Source organism: Acidovorax sp. sif0632 (assembly GCF_019218805.1).
Classification (GTDB): Bacteria; Pseudomonadota; Gammaproteobacteria; order Burkholderiales; family Burkholderiaceae_C; genus Acidovorax; species Acidovorax facilis.
In genome coordinates this window covers 162,393-177,728 of sequence record NZ_JAHUWW010000008.1, presented here as the reverse complement: position 1 = coordinate 177,728, position 15,336 = coordinate 162,393, and the positions used below count along the sequence as shown (strand labels likewise).

Here is a 15,336-nt window from a genome sequence, read left to right as displayed (position 1 = left end):
GCGCTTGATAGATAAGCGCTGGCAGCCTATTTGGCTTGAAATTCAGGAGTTCCCATGCGCAAAAGCCGCATGGCGCTGGCCGTGGCCAGTGCCTTTCCCCTCGCACTCTGCGTGGGTGTTTCCGCGTTGGCCCAGACCGCCGACAGCACCGGCAACAGCAATGCCCCCGTCAAGGAACTGGGCGTGGTCACCATCAGCGGCGGCCAGCCCACCTCGCTGCCCACGCAGATTCCCACCACCATCGAGGGAGTGACGCGCGAGCAGATCGAGCATTCGATCAACGCCACCGACAGCGAAGACGCCCTCAAGTACCTGCCCAGCCTGCTGGTGCGCAAGCGCTACATCGGCGACTACAACCACGCCGTGTTGTCCACGCGCGCCTCGGGCACGGGCAACCCGGCACGCTCCATGGTGTTTGCCGACGGCATTCTGCTGAGCAATTACCTGGGCAACGGCCCCACCAACGCGCCGCGCTGGATGCTGGTCACGCCCGAGGAGATCGAGCGCGTGGATGTGCTCTACGGCCCCTTCTCAGCTGCGTATGCAGGTAACTCGGTGGGCGCGGTGGTGGACTACGTCACGCGCATGCCAACAAGGTTCGAGGCACACGGACAGGTCAGCGTCCAGCACCAGCCTTTCGACCTGTACGGCACCAGTGCCACCTATGCGGGCAAGCAGGTCAGCGCATCCGTCGGCAACAAGAACGGCGACTGGTCCTGGTTCCTCAACTTCAACAAGACCGACAGCGAAGGCCAGCCGCTCACCTTCCCCACGCGCCTCGTGTCCGCCGGCACCGTGGGCAACGCGGGCACGCCCGTGACCGGTGCTGTGCTGGGCAACAACCGAAGCAAACAGCCCTGGTACCTGCTGGGCACTGCTACCCAGTACCACACGCAGCAAGACCACATCAAGGCCAAGATCGCCTACGACTTTTCGCCCACCGTGCGCGCCGCCTATACCTTCGGCTGGTGGCACAACGAATCCGAAGGCCGTCCCGCCAGCTACCTTCGCGACGCCAGCGGCAATGCGGTGTACGGCGGCACGGTCAACATCAATGGCCGCTCGTACACGCTGGCACCCACAGACTTCAATGTGTCCAATGAAAACCTCACGCATTTCATGCACGGGCTCTCGGTCAAGAGCAACACCAAAGGCGTGTTCGACTGGGAGGTGGCCGCCAGCCTGTACGACTACCAGACTGACACCCTGCGCGCTGCCACCGTGGGGATGCCCGTGGCGCTGAACGGTGGCGCGGGCCGCATCGTCAACAGCAAGGGCACGGGCTGGAACACCCTGGCCGCCAAGGGCACCTGGCGGCCCGATGGGGTGCAGGGCGCGCACATCGTGGACTTTGGCCTGCAGCGCGACAGCTACCAGCTGCGCACGGTGGAGAACGCCACCAGCAACTGGATCAATGGCGCTGCGGGCGCGCGCAACCAGGCCTTCAACGGCGACACCCAACTGCTGGGCCTGTGGGCGCAAGACACCTGGAAGATTGCGCCGAAGTGGAAGGCCGTGCTCGGCGCACGCGCCGAACGCTGGAGCGCCAGCAACGGCCAGACCGGCAATGCCACCACCACGCTGAGCCACCCCGAGCGCAACGAGACGTACTTCTCGCCCAAGGCCGCCGTGGCCTGGCAGGCCAACGACCTTTGGGTGCTCAAGGCCTCCACTGGCCGCGCGGTGCGCATGCCCACCGTGGCCGAGCTGTACCAGGGCGGCATCAGCGGCAGCGGCACGCTCATCAACAACGACCCGAACCTGAAGCCTGAAAAAAGCTGGACCACCGAGCTGACCGCCGAGCGCGACATGGGCAACGGTTTGCTGCGCCTCACAGCGTTCTTTGAGCGCACGAAAGACGCGTTGTATTCCCAGACCAATGTGCTCGTCACACCCAACGTGACCAACGTGCAGAACGTGGACGCCATCCTCACCAAGGGCTTGGAACTGTCGTACCAGGCAACCAATGTCTTCATGCGCGGGCTGGAGCTGGGCAGCAGCCTGACCTGGACGGACTCCAAGATCACCCGCAACGACAAGTTCCCCGCCAGCGTGGGCAAGTGGCAGCCGCGCATCCCCGAGTGGCGCGCGAGTGCCGTTGCCACCTACCGGCCGGACGACAAATGGTCGTACACACTGGGCGCGCGCTACAGCGGCAAGCAGTACAGCACGCTGGACAACACCGACGTGAACGGTTTTGCCTACCAGGGCGCCAGCCGCTACTTCACCACCGATGTACGCGTGCGCTACCAGATTACCCAGCAGGTGAGTGCCGCCGTGGGCATCGACAACCTGAACAACTACCAGTTCTGGAACTTCCACCCCTACCCGCAGCGCACTTACTTCGCTGAGCTCAAGGTCAGTCTCTGAAAGGAATACATCCCATGTCTCTGAATACTATGAAAAAGATAGCTGTAATCGCTTTGCTGTCAGGCGCAGGAGGCCTTTTTGGCTCTGCATCCGCTCATGTGGTGCTCGAATACCAGGTCGCCCCGGCGGGCGCAGGCTACAAGGCCACATTCAAGGTGGGCCACGGCTGCGGTGCGTCGCCCACGCGGCAGATCGCGGTGGACATCCCGGCGGGCATGCGTGGCGCGCGCCCCATGCCCAAGCCGGGCTGGACGCTCGATGTACAGCGCGAAAAGCTCGCCCAGCCCTATACCAGCCACGGCCGCAGCATCACCGAAGACGTGGTGCGTGTGACCTGGACGGCGAAGACGCCGGACGACATGCTGCAAAGCGCGCACTACGATGAGTTCGCGCTCGTGGCCCAGGCGCCCGAGCAGGCCGGCACCGTGTACTGGCCCGTGCGCCAGGTGTGTGCGGAAGGCAAAAATGACTGGACCGAGGTGCCCAAGGCGGGCCAAAAACTCTCGGACCTGAAGTCCCCCGCTGCAGCGCTGGAGATTCTGCCCACGGGCGGCGCCGCTGCCCACCATCATTGATGGTCCGGCCCACGGCCTGTTCTCCCTTTCCCGTCCCTCTTCGCTTCTTCGCTTCTTCTCGTTCTCTCACTCACCGAAAGGCATCCATCATGAAAAAACTGCTTCACACCGCCGCCCTGGTTTCCACTCTAGCCGCTGTACTCGCCAGCGCCCCCGCATGGGCACAGACCGCCGCTGTCAAAGTCGAAGGTGCTTGGGCGCGCGCCAGCGTGCAGGGCCAGAAGGCCACCGGTGCGTTCATGCGCCTCACCGCCCAGGACGGCGCCCGCCTGGTGCGCGCCGAGTCGCCCGCTGCGGGCATCACCGAAGTGCACGAGATGAAGATGGAAGGCGACATCATGAAGATGCGCGCCGTGCCTGCGCTTGACCTGCCTGCGGGTAAGACGGTGGAGCTCAAGCCCGGTGGCTACCACGTCATGCTGCTGGACCTGAAGGCTCCGCTGGCCAAAGGCGCTTCGGTGCCACTCACCCTGGTGTTTCAGGACGCCAAGGGCGTGGAAAGCAAGCTCGACCTCACGGTGCCCGTGGGCACGGCAGCACCCGGTGGTGCCACCGCGGGCACCATGATGAATGGGCATAAACACTGACATCTCCGCATCGGCGGCCGCTTCGCCTGCGCAACGCATTGGAGTAAGCTGTGACTCCACCACAGACCCACCTCTTGCGGAGCGGCCATGAGCGATACATCGAATTTCGGTTTCGGCAAACTTGTCCCCGGTTTTGACTTTCTGCAGAGCCTGGCCAAGGGGGCATCCAGCAGCATTCCGCAGTTGCCCAACCTCAGCAACTGGGTGGCGCCCACCATCAGCGTCGAAGAGCTGGAAAAACGCATCGACGAACTCAAGGCCGTGCAGTTCTGGCTGGAGCAGAACTCACGCGCGCTGGCCGCCACCATCCAGGCGCTGGAAGTGCAGAAGATGACCCTGGCCACCCTGAAGGGCATGAACTTCAGCATGGGGGACGTGGCCAACGCCTTCAAGCTCAAGACGGCTGACACCGTGATGAGCGGCGTACAGAAAGCCGCCGACACCGTGACGGGCGCCGCCGAGGCTGTGGCTGGTGCCGCCGCCCGCGCTACGGGACGTGTGAGTGCAGCCGAAGAAGAAGCCGAAGACGAGGGTGACGACGCCGAACCCGCTGCCCCGCCTGCCAAGGCCAAAACAAAAGGCAGCAAGGCATCGGCCGCTGCCGCGCCTACCGTGGTGGACCCCATGCAGTGGTGGGGCGCACTCACCGGTCAGTTCCAGCAGATCGCCGCCAACGCCATGAAGGATGCGGCCAAGCAGACCGCCATCGACACCACGAAGAACATGGCCACGGGCCTTGCCAAAGAAGCCCTCAAGACAGCCACCGGCATGGCCAGCCAGTTTGCCGCCAAGGGCATGCAGACCATGCAGGGCGGTGCCAAGCGCGCCGCTGCATCGGGCACCGCCAAGAAGAGCACCGCTGCCAAGAAGCCTGCAGTCCGCAAAACCCCGGCAAAACCCGCCGCCAAGAAGGCCAGCAGCAGCACCCGCAGCCCAGCCGCCCGCAAGCGAGCGGGCTGACGCCAAAGTGGGCGGGTGTGACAACCCGCAGGTGGTGCAATATCTGCCCGCCACCGCCCTGGCATGGAGATCACCACCATGAAACTATTTCCCACTGGCCATGCCACCCACCCCCAATGGCGCATGGCCGCCGCGCTGGTGCTGGCGCAGCTGCGCGCCCAGATGGCGTTGCCCGACTACGCTGCAGCGCCCACCCTGGGCCTGCTCTACATCACCGACCACTATGGCAACGACGCCCAGGCGCTGCTCGACTACCTGAGCGGCGAACTGCCTGAGGTCACCGACTGGAGCGGCACCGTGGGGGTGGGCGTGTCGGCCAACAACGCCGAGTACTTTGACGAGCCCGCGCTGTCGGTCATGCTGCTGGATGTGCCTGCAGACCAGTACCGCGTGTTCTCGGGCGTGGCGCCGCTGCCCACGCATGCGCCACACCCGGGCAGTGGGTTTGTGGCCCATACCGCCCTGGTGCATGCCGATGGCCGCACGCCCGAACTGGCCGAGCTGCTGACCGAGATGGCTGCACGCACCGACACGGGCTACCTGTTTGGTGGCCTCTCTGCCAGCCGCACCAGCAGTGTGCAGTTTGCCGTGGGTGGCGACGGCAACATGGCCGGGCAGGGTGGTGCCAGCGGGGTGTTTGACGGTGGCCTGTCGGGCGTGGCGTTTGGTGCCGGGGTGGCGCTGGTGTCGCGCGTTACGCAGGGCTGCCAGCCCGTGGGCGCGCTGCGCACGATCACCGCCGCGCAGGACAACGTGGTGCTCGCGCTCGATGGCGAGCCCGCGCTGGACGTGCTGCTCGATACGCTGCAGGTGTCGCTGGATGGTGGCGACCCGCAGCCCGCGCTGCGCAAGGTGCGCGCCACGCTGGCCGGGCTGGTCAGCGCGGGCGAGCAGCCCCAGGGCCAGCGCCGCACGGGCCACTTTGGTACCGACACACGCGTGCGCCACATCGTGGGGCTGGACGGCAGCCGCCGGGGCGTGGCCCTGGCCGACCATGTGGAGCCGGGCATGCACCTGGCGTTCTGTCAGCGCAACGTGGCAGCGGCACGTGCCGACCTCATGCGCATCTGCGCCGAGATCCGCGAAGAACTCTCGCCCGAAGAGCTGGAGCCCGCGTCGCTGGTGTCGTCGTCCAGCGCGGATGGCGAGATGGCCGCTGCCAACAGCGCCTCAGGCGCCAGCGCGGCGCCCCAGGCAGGGCGGAGAATCTGTGGGGCTATCTATGTGAGCTGCTCGGGCCGCGGCGGCCCGCATTTTGGCGGGCCCAGCGCCGAGCTGCAGATCGTGCGCCACGCGCTGGGTGACGTGCCGCTGGCCGGGTTCTTTGCCGGTGGGGAAATTGCGCACCACCACTTGTATGGTTACACCGGGGTGCTCACCGTTTTCGTTGACGACGACCCGAACGCCCGCTGAGCGGCTGAGCCGCTTTGCCCGCAGGGAACGCCAGGGCGGGCCCTGGCGGAGACGGTGCCCCATGGAGGGGCCAGGTCAGCCCGCGCCGTTGTCGTCTGCTTCGGCCTTTTCCTCGGGGGTCAGGCGCGTGGCCAGGATCTTGTCGATGGTCTTGCCATCCATGTCCACCACTTCGAGCTTCCAGTCCTCCCACTGCACGGTGTCCGTCACCTTGGGCAGGCGGCCAGTCAGCAGCATGATCATGCCGCTCAGCGTGTGGTAGCGGCCGCGTTCTTCCTCGGGCACGGCATCCAGGTTCAGGCGGTCTTTCAGCTCGGGCACGGGGATGTGGCCGTCCAGCAACCAGCTGCCGTCCTCGCGCTGCAGCGCCCAGGAGGTCTCCGGGTCGCGCGGCTGAAACTCGCCGGTGATGGCCTCGATCAGGTCCTGCAGCGTGACGATGCCCTGCACCTCGCCGTATTCGTCGATGACAAACGCCATGTGGACGTCAGACAGGCGGAAGTTGTCCAGCAGCTCCATGCCCGTGATGGTTTCGGGCACATACAGCGCTGTCTGCAGTGGCTGGTCGGCCAGGCCGCCGCGCGCCTTGTCGCGCAGCGTGCGCGACAGCCACTGGCGCGCGTTGATCACGCCCAGGATGTTGTCCATGCCGCCGCGCACCACCGGAAAGCGTGCGTGGTCGGATTCTTCGATGCATTTGAGGTTGTCTTCAAACGACGCATCCATATCCAGACACACCACATCACCACGCGGCACCATCAGCGAGCCGATCTGGCGGTCGTCCAGGCGGAACACATTGCGCACCATGGTGTGCTCGTGCGATTCGATCACGCCCGCAGTGGTGCCCTCCACCAGCATGGCGTGGATCTCTTCTTCGGTCACCGGGCTGCCGCTGGTTTCCTTCACACCCATCAGGCGCAGCAGCGTGCGCGTGGAGGTGGACAGCAGCAGCACAAACGGCTTGGTGGCCAGCGCCAGAAAGTTGATGGGCCGCGCCACCAGGCGGGCAAAGGTCTCGGGGTACGACTGGCCGATGCGCTTGGGCACCAGTTCACCCACCACGATAGAGAAATACGTGATCAGCACCACCACCAGGCCGGTGGCCGCGTAGCTGCCAAAAGGCATGGGAACGCCCAGTGCTTCAAGCCACAACGCCAGGGGCCCAGCCAAGGCGGCCTCACCCACGATACCGTTCAGCACGCCAATCGATGTGATGCCGATCTGGATGGTGGAGAGAAAACGCGTGGGGTCTTCGCCCAGCTTCACGGCAGCGGCGGCGCCGCTATCGCCCTCATCAATCAGCTTTTGCAACCGGGCTTTGCGGGCCGTGACCAGAGCGATCTCGGACATGGCAAACAGGCCGTTGAGAAGGATGAGGGCGAACAGTATTGCTATTTCCATACAAAGGGCGCCTTTCGCGCCCTTGGGTGTTGAGAAGCGACCAATTGTAAGGACAGGGGCCAGAGACCCTGCGCTGGCTCCTAGCCACCTTCGGTCGGGAGGCCCGTTTCGTCCCACTCGGGCAGTCCCCCCCGCAGCCAGTACACCGACTGGAACCCCTTGGCTGTGGCCACCTTGGCAGCTTTGTAGGACTTCCAGCATTCGGCGCCATTGCACGCAAAAATTACCGGCTTGGCATTGTCCACGCCCTGAAGCTTGTCCAGCGCCTGGAAATCATCCTGTGCGGCATTGAAGGCCACGTCCTTGAGGCTCTTTTCCACATACGCTGCAAACACGGCGCCCCGGATGCGCTTGGTCTTGAATTCCTTCTCGGTGCGGGTGTCCACCAGCGTGGCGCCCTGCACCAGCAGGGTCTGGGCCTCGCGCGCAGTGATGCGCTTCACCCCAGGCAGACTCGTGGGGGTGAACAGCCCCAGCTCGGCCACACGTCGGTACTCAACAGCCTCCGGGCGCACGGAGGCTGGCGGCAGGCCGCTGGCGGAGGACGACGCGCTGAACCACTGGGCCAGCTTGTTGCGCGCATCCGCCGGCAGGTCTTTTTTCACCACGATGGAGAACCCGCCTGGCACCGGCTGCGATGTAGCCAGCACCCGCGCAAGGCCGGGGTGCGCTGCCGACCATTCCGCCCAGTCGTCCTCGCGCACCACAGTGGCATCCGCCGTGCCCAGAGTCAGGGCTGTCAGGCCGGCCTGGGGAAATTTCTCGTACTGCACCGCGCGCAGGTCCTGGAACGACAGCCCCGCCTCATTGAGCATGCCGCGCGCCATGTAGGTGTAGACCGAATCCTGCTGGGGCAGATAGAGCCGTCGGCCTTTCATGGCAGGCACCGCAGCGATCTGCTGCAGCCCGACCAGCAGGTATCTGTCCGATTTGTGCGTGGCGCCCACCAGCTCGTAGCCGCGTTGCAACGCGGACGCAGCCACCTGGGCAGGGCCAATGAAGATGTCATATCCCGCGCTGCGCGTGGCGCGCATCACGTCGGCCAAGTCGTCGCTGGTGGTCAGTGCCACGGGCTGGCCCGCGGCCTTCGACAGGCCCGATTCGGCTGAGGTGCGCAGGATGGAGTGCGCCGCCTTGCGGGCCGTGGGCTCCACGGCCACGATGGCCGTCAGCTGGGCATGGGCGGCGCTGCAACACAGCCATAAGCCAAGTAGCAGTCCCAGCGGGCCGCGGGTCGATTTTCTGGCGATGTTCATTGCGCGGTTCCTCTCCCCAAAACAAACCGCGAATATGCCCAAGGCCCCCGCACCTGCGTACGAATGTTTCTGATCTTTTGTTTTTGTTACTTCTTCTAACGAAGCCATGCGTGCGGCGTGCAGAGCTCCCGCACAGAATGCGGGCTGACCCGATCCCCTGTGCCTGCCGGGTGGGCGGGGGCAACAAAGAGTTTTTGTCCATCCCATTATTTGGAGACGTTTCCATGAAAGATTCGATGACCCTGCCGCGACGCCACATGCTGGCCGGAAGTGCCGCCGCCTTGAGCGCGCTGGGCCTGGCTGGATGGGCCGGCGGTGCGCGTGCCCAGCAGGCAGCAGCCGCTGCCAAGCCGCTGCCCGCGTATGCAGGATGGAAGTCACCGGACGCGCTGATCGTGCACAGCAGCAGCACTCTCGAAACCCGTCGCTCCGCGTTTGGCACCAGTGTCATCACGCCGTCCAACCAGCTGTATGTGCGCAACAACCTGCCCGCGCCCGACGCCGCCATCCTGGACAACCGCGATGCCTGGACCGTGGCGATCGAAGGGGTCAAGAGCCCGCGCAGCCTGACCCTGGCCGAGCTCAAGACGCTGGGCGTGGAGACCGTAGCCACCGTGCTGCAATGCTCGGGCAATGGCCGGGGCTTTTTCCCCAGCAAGCCCAGCGGCACCCCCTGGTCGGTGGGCGCTGCCGGTTGTGTGGTCTGGAGCGGTGTGCCGCTGCGCAACGTGGTGGCCGCCCTGGGCGGGCTGGCCGATGGTGCTGCCTACCTGACCGGCACGGGCGGCGAGAAACTGCCCGAAGGTGTGGACCCGCTCTCCGTGCTGGTGGAGCGCTCGGTGCCCGTGAAGGCGATGGACGACGCCCTGCTGGCCTGGGAGATGAACGGCGAGCCGCTGTCGCTGGCGCATGGCGGCCCGCTGCGGCTGGTGGTGCCGGGCTACCAGGGCGTGAACAACATCAAGTACGTCAAGCGCGTGGCGTTTACCAGCGCACAGTCGCAGGCGCGCATCATGTCGCATGGCTACCGCATGTCGCCGCCTGGCAGCAAGGCCAGCCCCGACCAGCCTTCGGTGTGGGAGATGGGCGTGAAGTCCTGGATCAATGGCCCCTTGGCCGACAAGGGTGCGCTCAAGTCCGGACAGGTGCAGGTGCATGGCGTGGCCTTTGGTGGCACGCGCGGTATCAAGGGCGTGGAGGTGTCGGCCGATGGCGGCAAGACCTGGTTGGCGGCCAAGCTCATCGGCCCCGACCTGGGCCCCTTTGCCTGGCGGCAGTTTGCGCTGCCCGTGCGCCTGGAGGCGGGCACCCATGTGCTGGCCAGCCGCGCCACCGACACGGCGGGCAATGTGCAGGCCGAGCAGCGCGAGGAAAACCTGGGCGGCTACAACAATGCCAGCTGGCGCGACCACGCCGTCACTGTGACTGTGGCATGACATCGCTCCCCCCTGAGGCGCTTTGCGCCTTCCCCCCAAGAGGGGGACGCCACCCGTGGCCTGGCAGAGCCAGTTCCACGGTGGCACTGGCGTGGGTGCGCGCCGCTATCGGACGGCATCGGATGCCGCAAGGCGGTTTGCTGGTAGGGCTAGCGTTACTGTGGGCGGGTGCCAGCTGGGCTGCCGAGCCGGCCGAGCTGGCGCGCGGCAAGGAGCTGTTCACCAAGATCCAGCCCGCCTGCGCGGTGTGCCACACGCTGCAGGCCGCCGGTGCCGAGGGCCAGGTGGGCCCGGTGCTGGATGAGCTGAAACCCGACGCCGGCCGTGTACTGCGTGCGCTCAAGGCAGGCATCGGCGTGATGCCCTCGTATGCCGAGCGCATGAGCGAAAAGGACATGTTGGCCGTGGCACAGTTTGTGGCGCACGCCACGGGCGCGGCCAAGTAGGCGCGGGCTTTCGTGGCGGTTGCAGCGCTGCCTCGCTGCAACCGCGCGCTGCTTCAGGCCGCCGTGCGCGACGGCACCAGCGCCGCTCCTCCTGCGCGCCCCTGCAACCCCTGGAACGCAAAGTCCACCTCTGGCACCCGGCCACTCACGATGTCGGCCAGGGCCTTGCCCGAGCCGCAGGCATGCGTCCAGCCCAGCGTGCCGTGGCCGGTGTTGAGGAACAGGTTGCCCACCTTCGTCTTGCCGATCAGCGGCACGTTGCTCGGTGTAGCCGGGCGCAGTCCGCTCCAGAACTGGGCCTGGCTCGCGTCGCCCGCGCCAGGGAAAAGCTGTTCCACACGCCGCACGATGGCCTCGCAGCGCACCTGGTTCAGGTGGCGGTCGTAGCCGTTCAGCTCGGCCGTGCCTGCAATGCGCAGGCGATCACCGCCGCGTTCGCTGGTGTAGCGCGAGAACACGAGCTTGAACTCGTCGTCCGTCAGGCTCACCTGGTGCGCCTTGCTGGCGTCTTTCACCGGCATCGTCACCGAGTAGCCCTTGGCCGGGTAGATCGGCAGGTGGATGCCCAGCGGCTGTGCCAGCAGCGGGCTGAACGAGCCCATGGCCAGCACAAACGCATCGCCGCGCACGCGCTCGAAGCGGCCTTCGGCATTGGTCACTTCCACATGGTCGATGCGGCCGCCTGCCTCGCGCAGTGCGGTGATGTGGTGGCCCATGCGGAACTGCACGCCCGCCGTCTCGCACAGCTTGGCCAGCTCGCGTGTGAACTGGTTGGCATCGCCCGATTCGTCCTCGGCCGTGTAGGTGGCGCCTGCCAGCTGCGGGCGGATATGGGCCAGGGCGGGCTCGATGCGCACGGCTTCGTCGGCGCTGATGACCTGGCGCTCGCAGCCCAGCTGGCGCATCTGCTCGGCCGGGGCCAGGGCGCCGTCGAACTCCTTGGCGTTGGTATAGAAGTGCAGGATGCCCTGCGTGCGCTGGTCGTACTGGATGCCGGTGGCGGCGCGCAGCTGCTGCAATGTGTCGCGGCTGTAGGTGCCCAGGCGCACGATCTGTTCGATGTTGTGGCGCGTGCGCGCCGGGGTGCAGTTGCGCAGAAAGGACAGGCCCCACAGCCACTGGCGCATGTCGGCGCGGATGCGGAACAGCAGAGGCGCGTCCTCCTTGCCCAGCCACTGCAGCACCTTGAGCGGCGCACTGGGGTTGGCCCAGGGCTCGGCGTGGCTCACCGAGATCTGGCCGCCGTTGGCAAAGCTGGTCTCGGCACCGGGCGCACCCTGGCGGTCGATGACCGTGACCTCATGGCCAAGTTGTTGCAGGAAATAAGCCGAAGTCACGCCGAGCAAGCCGGCGCCCAAAACGATCACGCGCATTTTTGAAGCCTTTTAAGGGTTCAGCGCTTGATGGATATGCGTTGGCAGCTATTGATTCAATAGCAAGCAGCCAGCGCGCGTCCGCCAAGCTGCCGCTCCCCCTGTCCTTGGTACCTGAGAGATTCACCGCGCTGCCCACATGGCACGCGGTTTGCTCCTTCGGTGCGCCTCCACGCTGCTGACAGGTGGTGGCGGCTCTCCAGACGGCTTTGATAAATGGTGCAGTACGGGACCTGAGCGTGTATGGGAGTTTGCGCCTTCGGTGCAGCGGTGGGCCTTGTGGCCTGCCGTGCTCTCCTGCGGGGGCCATTCTAGGAGGGTGCGGGCGGCGGTGGGGTGTTTGGGGCGGCTAATGGGTGGCAATCGTTGCTGATGCTGGCGGCGACATGGGGTCGCCATAATCCGGCGATTTGACCCACCCCCAGGACGCTTTCCCGATGCCCGATACCGCCTTTGACCCCTTCGCCAGCGCCGCCGTGATCACCATGGCGCGCCAGGGACGCACGCCCCGGCCGCTGGATCTGCCCGTTGCATTGCGCCCTCGCGATGCGGCCGAGGCCTACGCCGTGCAGGACGCCGTAGTGCGTGAGCGCGGCGAGGTCGCGGGATGGAAAGTGGGCGCCGCGTCGCCCCAGGCCCAACCCGCGCGTGCGGCGTTGACCCGCGACTCGGTGTGGGTGGAGCAGCCTGGCCAGGAGGTCAACTTGTCGGCCACAGGCTTTGCCGTGATCGGGGTGGAGGCGGAGCTGGTGTACGAACTGGGCGCAGACCTGCCCGCACGCGCCACGCACTACAGCGCAGCCGAGGTGCTGGCCGCCATGGTGTCGGTGCGTGCCGCCATTGAGGTGTGCGACACGCGCTTTGCCGCCTGGGCACAACAGGGGGACTGGAGTCGCCTGGCCGACCAGGCCTGCCATGGGGCGCTGATCGTGGGTTCGGGTTTGACCGATGTGGCTTCGGTGCAGCCCCTGGTGCAAGGGGTCAGCCTGTCGGTGAACGGATCGGTGGCCGTGCAGCACGCCACCTGGGGTAACCCGGCAGGTGATCCGCTGCGGCTGCTGGTGTGGCTGGCCAACGAAGGCGCGCGCAGCCTGGGAGGGCTGCGCGCAGGGCAGTGGGTGACCACTGGGTCCTGCACCGGCACCGTGATGGTGGCGCCGGGCACGGTGGTGGTTGCCGACTTTCCTCGTGTCGGTCGCGCCGAGGTGAAATTCGACTGAATCGTTTCGAGGATCGTGGAACGCGGCAGATCAGTTGCGGCGCGGGTTGTCCGGCTGGCTGTCGCGGCGGTTGGACACGCCGTCACCGTCGCGATCACGGTCATTGCGGTTGGAGATGCCATCGCCATCGCGGTCCCGGTCGTTGCGGTCGGCAATGCCGTCACCGTCACTGTCCCAGCGGCCCCGCTGCATTTCCCAGCGGCCATCGCGCTCCACCCATTGGGGCTGCCGGTACTGGTAGCCGCTGCGCGCTTGTACCCAGTGGCCCTTCACCCAGCGGTGGCGGTTGCCGCGCCATTCCCAATGGCCTTGTTCCCACACCTGGCCACGGCGTGGGCGCGGCACGGCTTCGTACCGTGGTGGTGGGGGCGCGGGAATCACCTCGTAGGTCTGCGTGGGCTGGTACCCACGCTGTGGTTGGTCGGACTGAATGACGACGGTGCCTTGAATGGCCGCGTGTGTCGGTACGAGGGGCAGCAGTGCCATCAGGGCGATGGCGGCTGCGGTCAGTGTTTGGCGGGTCATGGTGGTCTCCGGGGTGATTCCTGTCGGAATCGGTCTTTGCATGGTGGCGGCCTGGTGCGCGGCGCCACGTAGGTGTTCAGTGGGGGCGGGCGTAGGCCAAAGGGGGGAGTGGGCGCGGGGCTCGCGAGCCTCCGCGCTCCTTCCGCTCCTTCAGTTGTTCACTCTCTCAATCGTTCAATTGCGGTAGGGGTTGTCCGGGCGGCGGTCGTGCCGATTGGGAACGCCGTCTCCGTCACGGTCGCGGTCATAGCGGTTGGACACGCCATCGCGGTCTCGGTCGTGGTGATCGCGGTCGTAGCGGTTGGGAACACCATCGCCATCGCGGTCACGGTCATAGCGGTTGGGGATGCCGTCGCCATCACGGTCCCAGCGGCCGGGGCGCAGGTCCCACCGGCCGCCGTGTTCCACCCAGCGCGGCTCGCGGTAGTAGTAACCAGGGCGGGCCTTGACCCAGTGGCCCTGGACCCAGACATGGCGGTGGCCGCGCCAATCCCAATAGCCGGGCACCCACACCATGTTGTGCCGAGGGCGGGGCGCCACTTCATGGCGGGGGGGCGGTGGTGGGCCGTATTGCACCACCATGGGCGCTGGTGCCTGGTAGTGGTGGGGCTGCCCTGACTGGATGACAACGGTGGCGCTGGTCTGTGCCTGCGCCACCGTTGCGGCGCCCAGAGACAGCAAGGCGATGGAAACAGCGGCGAGTGCATTGCGGGCCATGGTGATCTCCTCAGAATGATTCCTTGCGGAACCGGAGACTTCATGGTGCAGATGCTGCGTCAAGCCGGTGTAGGCGAATTGCGAAGTCTTGTGAAGTTGTGTTTCCTGCAGCAGGAGCAGCAGCGGTTTCCGTGATTTTTCTCACACTTCCGGAAAGCTGCCCACCCCGTGAACGTAGTGCGGCCCTTCAGCGCCACCACACCAGCGCCGCCACCACGAGCAGGGCAAACCAGGCAGGGTGTCGGCCCTCAGTGGCATAGAACACCAGCACGCCGCTGGCCAGCGTGGCGACCCCGGCCACATCGGCCACCCAGGCTCCCAGGTCCGCGTCCACGGGCGAGGTCCCCAGGCGCCACATCAAGGCGCTCAGGGCCCAGCCCAGCACGGTGGCCAGGTGCCAGGTGCCCCACAGAATGCGCACCTGCCACTCCCGCAGCACGGGCCGTCCGCCGGTGGGCACGATGCCCTCTGTGCGCAGGGCGCGAAACACTAGCAATTCACCCAGCACCGAGTGCGCAACACCCACCAGGGCGAGGCCCCCGGCTGCCAGTACCAGCGCAGTATTCATGGACAGTTTCTAGTTCAATCAGGATGGCCGTGGAAGGTGCAGACGCAGCGCATCAACCGCCTTTTTCGCCTTCAGCGCTTTGGGGCCAGCACAGCGCCAGCGCGGGCGGCAGCGCCAGCCAGAAACCGGAGGAAGGCATGAGCACAATGCCCAGCACCGTGAGTGCCAGCAACCCGGCACCCAGCCCGCGCAAAGGAACGGGCGCCAGGGCAGCGTTGCGTTCGGCCAGCAGGATGGCCCAGCCCAGCAACGCGAACAACACGCCGAACAATACAAACCAGACCACGGCGCCCACGGCCGGGTCTTTTTGTACGCTGTTGAAAACGCCGCGCCGCACGATCTCTTGCAGCTGGGTCGGAAACACGACGGCGGCATACAGCGTGTGCAGCACCGCCACGGCCAGCATCCACTGGCCCTTCCAGCGGTTGCGAAGCGGTATGGCCGTAGAGCGAGGGGAGGGGGAGGTCTGTGAGGTCATGTGGGTGGGGT

The 15,336-nt window shown here is 66.2% G+C and carries 15 protein-coding genes and 1 riboswitch; of the genes, 8 read left to right on the top strand and 7 right to left on the bottom strand.

Going from position 1 to position 15,336, the window contains the following annotated elements; translation table 11 throughout:
* Positions 1 to 54: 54 nt before the first annotated feature.
* The 5 genes from KW832_RS22285 (at position 55) to KW832_RS22265 (ending at position 5,905) form a co-directional block, all read left to right on the top strand.
* Positions 55 to 2,370 carry a TonB-dependent receptor gene (locus tag KW832_RS22285; RefSeq protein WP_218301482.1) on the top strand — a complete coding sequence of 772 codons (2,316 nt, stop codon included), beginning with the start codon at positions 55 to 57 and terminating at the stop codon, positions 2,368 to 2,370.
* A gap of 14 nt (positions 2,371 to 2,384) precedes the next feature.
* The gene (locus tag KW832_RS22280) at positions 2,385 to 2,945 is read left to right on the top strand and encodes a YcnI family protein (RefSeq protein WP_055395357.1); all 561 of its coding nucleotides are present in this window, start codon (positions 2,385 to 2,387) and stop codon (positions 2,943 to 2,945) included.
* Between the two features lie 89 nt (positions 2,946 to 3,034).
* Positions 3,035 to 3,532, top strand: coding sequence for a copper chaperone PCu(A)C (locus KW832_RS22275; protein ID WP_055395359.1), 498 nt, complete (start codon positions 3,035 to 3,037; stop codon positions 3,530 to 3,532).
* An 87-nt stretch (positions 3,533 to 3,619) separates the two neighbouring features.
* Positions 3,620 to 4,492 carry a PhaM family polyhydroxyalkanoate granule multifunctional regulatory protein gene (locus KW832_RS22270; protein ID WP_218301483.1) on the top strand — a complete coding sequence of 291 codons (873 nt, stop codon included), beginning with the start codon at positions 3,620 to 3,622 and terminating at the stop codon, positions 4,490 to 4,492.
* A gap of 78 nt (positions 4,493 to 4,570) precedes the next feature.
* Positions 4,571 to 5,905, top strand: coding sequence for an FIST N-terminal domain-containing protein (locus KW832_RS22265; RefSeq protein WP_218301484.1), 1,335 nt, complete (start codon positions 4,571 to 4,573; stop codon positions 5,903 to 5,905).
* Positions 5,906 to 5,980: 75 nt separating this feature from the next.
* Here the strand turns inward: KW832_RS22265 and KW832_RS22260 are convergent, their stop codons facing one another.
* On the bottom strand, positions 5,981 to 7,306 hold the full coding sequence (locus KW832_RS22260; protein WP_055395363.1) for a hemolysin family protein: 1,326 nt from the start codon (positions 7,304 to 7,306) through the stop codon (positions 5,981 to 5,983).
* Between the two features lie 80 nt (positions 7,307 to 7,386).
* Positions 7,387 to 8,562, bottom strand: a complete 1,176-nt coding sequence (locus KW832_RS22255; RefSeq protein WP_218301485.1) for a rhodanese-like domain-containing protein — start codon at positions 8,560 to 8,562, stop codon at positions 7,387 to 7,389.
* A 224-nt stretch (positions 8,563 to 8,786) separates the two neighbouring features.
* On the opposite strand from KW832_RS22255, the gene KW832_RS22250 reads away from it, so the two are divergent.
* The gene (locus KW832_RS22250) at positions 8,787 to 9,998 is read left to right on the top strand and encodes a sulfite oxidase (RefSeq protein ID WP_218301486.1); all 1,212 of its coding nucleotides are present in this window, start codon (positions 8,787 to 8,789) and stop codon (positions 9,996 to 9,998) included.
* 122 nt (positions 9,999 to 10,120) lie between these two features.
* Entirely contained in the window at positions 10,121 to 10,444 is a 324-nt protein-coding gene (locus KW832_RS22245; protein ID WP_055395367.1) for a cytochrome c, read from the top strand.
* A gap of 53 nt (positions 10,445 to 10,497) precedes the next feature.
* Here KW832_RS22245 and KW832_RS22240 read toward each other — a convergent pair whose 3' ends face one another.
* Positions 10,498 to 11,817: a D-amino acid dehydrogenase gene (locus tag KW832_RS22240; protein WP_218301487.1), complete on the bottom strand. Its 1,320-nt coding sequence runs from the start codon at positions 11,815 to 11,817 to the stop codon at positions 10,498 to 10,500.
* A gap of 91 nt (positions 11,818 to 11,908) precedes the next feature.
* Positions 11,909 to 12,030, bottom strand: a riboswitch (glycine riboswitch).
* Positions 12,031 to 12,254: 224 nt separating this feature from the next.
* Here KW832_RS22240 and KW832_RS22235 point away from each other — a divergent pair.
* Entirely contained in the window at positions 12,255 to 13,037 is a 783-nt protein-coding gene (locus KW832_RS22235; RefSeq protein WP_218301488.1) for a 2-keto-4-pentenoate hydratase, read from the top strand.
* Between the two features lie 30 nt (positions 13,038 to 13,067).
* Here the strand turns inward: KW832_RS22235 and KW832_RS22230 are convergent, their stop codons facing one another.
* From KW832_RS22230 to KW832_RS22215, 4 genes are all read right to left on the bottom strand, one after another.
* Entirely contained in the window at positions 13,068 to 13,562 is a 495-nt protein-coding gene (locus KW832_RS22230) for a YXWGXW repeat-containing protein (RefSeq protein WP_218301489.1), read from the bottom strand.
* Positions 13,563 to 13,736: 174 nt separating this feature from the next.
* Positions 13,737 to 14,279, bottom strand: a complete 543-nt coding sequence (locus KW832_RS22225; protein WP_121508377.1) for a YXWGXW repeat-containing protein — start codon at positions 14,277 to 14,279, stop codon at positions 13,737 to 13,739.
* A 187-nt stretch (positions 14,280 to 14,466) separates the two neighbouring features.
* The gene (locus KW832_RS22220) at positions 14,467 to 14,847 is read right to left on the bottom strand and encodes a hypothetical protein (RefSeq protein ID WP_218301490.1); all 381 of its coding nucleotides are present in this window, start codon (positions 14,845 to 14,847) and stop codon (positions 14,467 to 14,469) included.
* A gap of 52 nt (positions 14,848 to 14,899) precedes the next feature.
* The gene (locus KW832_RS22215; RefSeq protein ID WP_255577906.1) at positions 14,900 to 15,325 is read right to left on the bottom strand and encodes a DUF6463 family protein; all 426 of its coding nucleotides are present in this window, start codon (positions 15,323 to 15,325) and stop codon (positions 14,900 to 14,902) included.
* Positions 15,326 to 15,336: the final 11 nt, after the last annotated feature.

What these genes read in the sequence shown, in the direction of transcription:
- KW832_RS22230 (WP_218301489.1), bottom strand. Translation starts at nt 13,562, where the DNA reads ATGACCCGCCAAACACTGACCGCAGCCGCCATCGCCCTGATGGCACTG.
- KW832_RS22285 (WP_218301482.1), top strand. Translation starts at nt 55, where the DNA reads ATGCGCAAAAGCCGCATGGCGCTGGCCGTGGCCAGTGCCTTTCCCCTC.
- KW832_RS22225 (WP_121508377.1), bottom strand. Translation starts at nt 14,279, where the DNA reads ATGGCCCGCAATGCACTCGCCGCTGTTTCCATCGCCTTGCTGTCTCTG.
- KW832_RS22240 (WP_218301487.1), bottom strand. Translation starts at nt 11,817, where the DNA reads ATGCGCGTGATCGTTTTGGGCGCCGGCTTGCTCGGCGTGACTTCGGCT.
- KW832_RS22255 (WP_218301485.1), bottom strand. Translation starts at nt 8,562, where the DNA reads ATGAACATCGCCAGAAAATCGACCCGCGGCCCGCTGGGACTGCTACTT.
- KW832_RS22260 (WP_055395363.1), bottom strand. Translation starts at nt 7,306, where the DNA reads ATGGAAATAGCAATACTGTTCGCCCTCATCCTTCTCAACGGCCTGTTT.
- KW832_RS22265 (WP_218301484.1), top strand. Translation starts at nt 4,571, where the DNA reads ATGAAACTATTTCCCACTGGCCATGCCACCCACCCCCAATGGCGCATG.
- KW832_RS22215 (WP_255577906.1), bottom strand. Translation starts at nt 15,325, where the DNA reads ATGACCTCACAGACCTCCCCCTCCCCTCGCTCTACGGCCATACCGCTT.
- KW832_RS22270 (WP_218301483.1), top strand. Translation starts at nt 3,620, where the DNA reads ATGAGCGATACATCGAATTTCGGTTTCGGCAAACTTGTCCCCGGTTTT.
- KW832_RS22245 (WP_055395367.1), top strand. Translation starts at nt 10,121, where the DNA reads ATGCCGCAAGGCGGTTTGCTGGTAGGGCTAGCGTTACTGTGGGCGGGT.
- KW832_RS22280 (WP_055395357.1), top strand. Translation starts at nt 2,385, where the DNA reads ATGTCTCTGAATACTATGAAAAAGATAGCTGTAATCGCTTTGCTGTCA.
- KW832_RS22275 (WP_055395359.1), top strand. Translation starts at nt 3,035, where the DNA reads ATGAAAAAACTGCTTCACACCGCCGCCCTGGTTTCCACTCTAGCCGCT.
- KW832_RS22235 (WP_218301488.1), top strand. Translation starts at nt 12,255, where the DNA reads ATGCCCGATACCGCCTTTGACCCCTTCGCCAGCGCCGCCGTGATCACC.
- KW832_RS22250 (WP_218301486.1), top strand. Translation starts at nt 8,787, where the DNA reads ATGAAAGATTCGATGACCCTGCCGCGACGCCACATGCTGGCCGGAAGT.
- KW832_RS22220 (WP_218301490.1), bottom strand. Translation starts at nt 14,847, where the DNA reads ATGAATACTGCGCTGGTACTGGCAGCCGGGGGCCTCGCCCTGGTGGGT.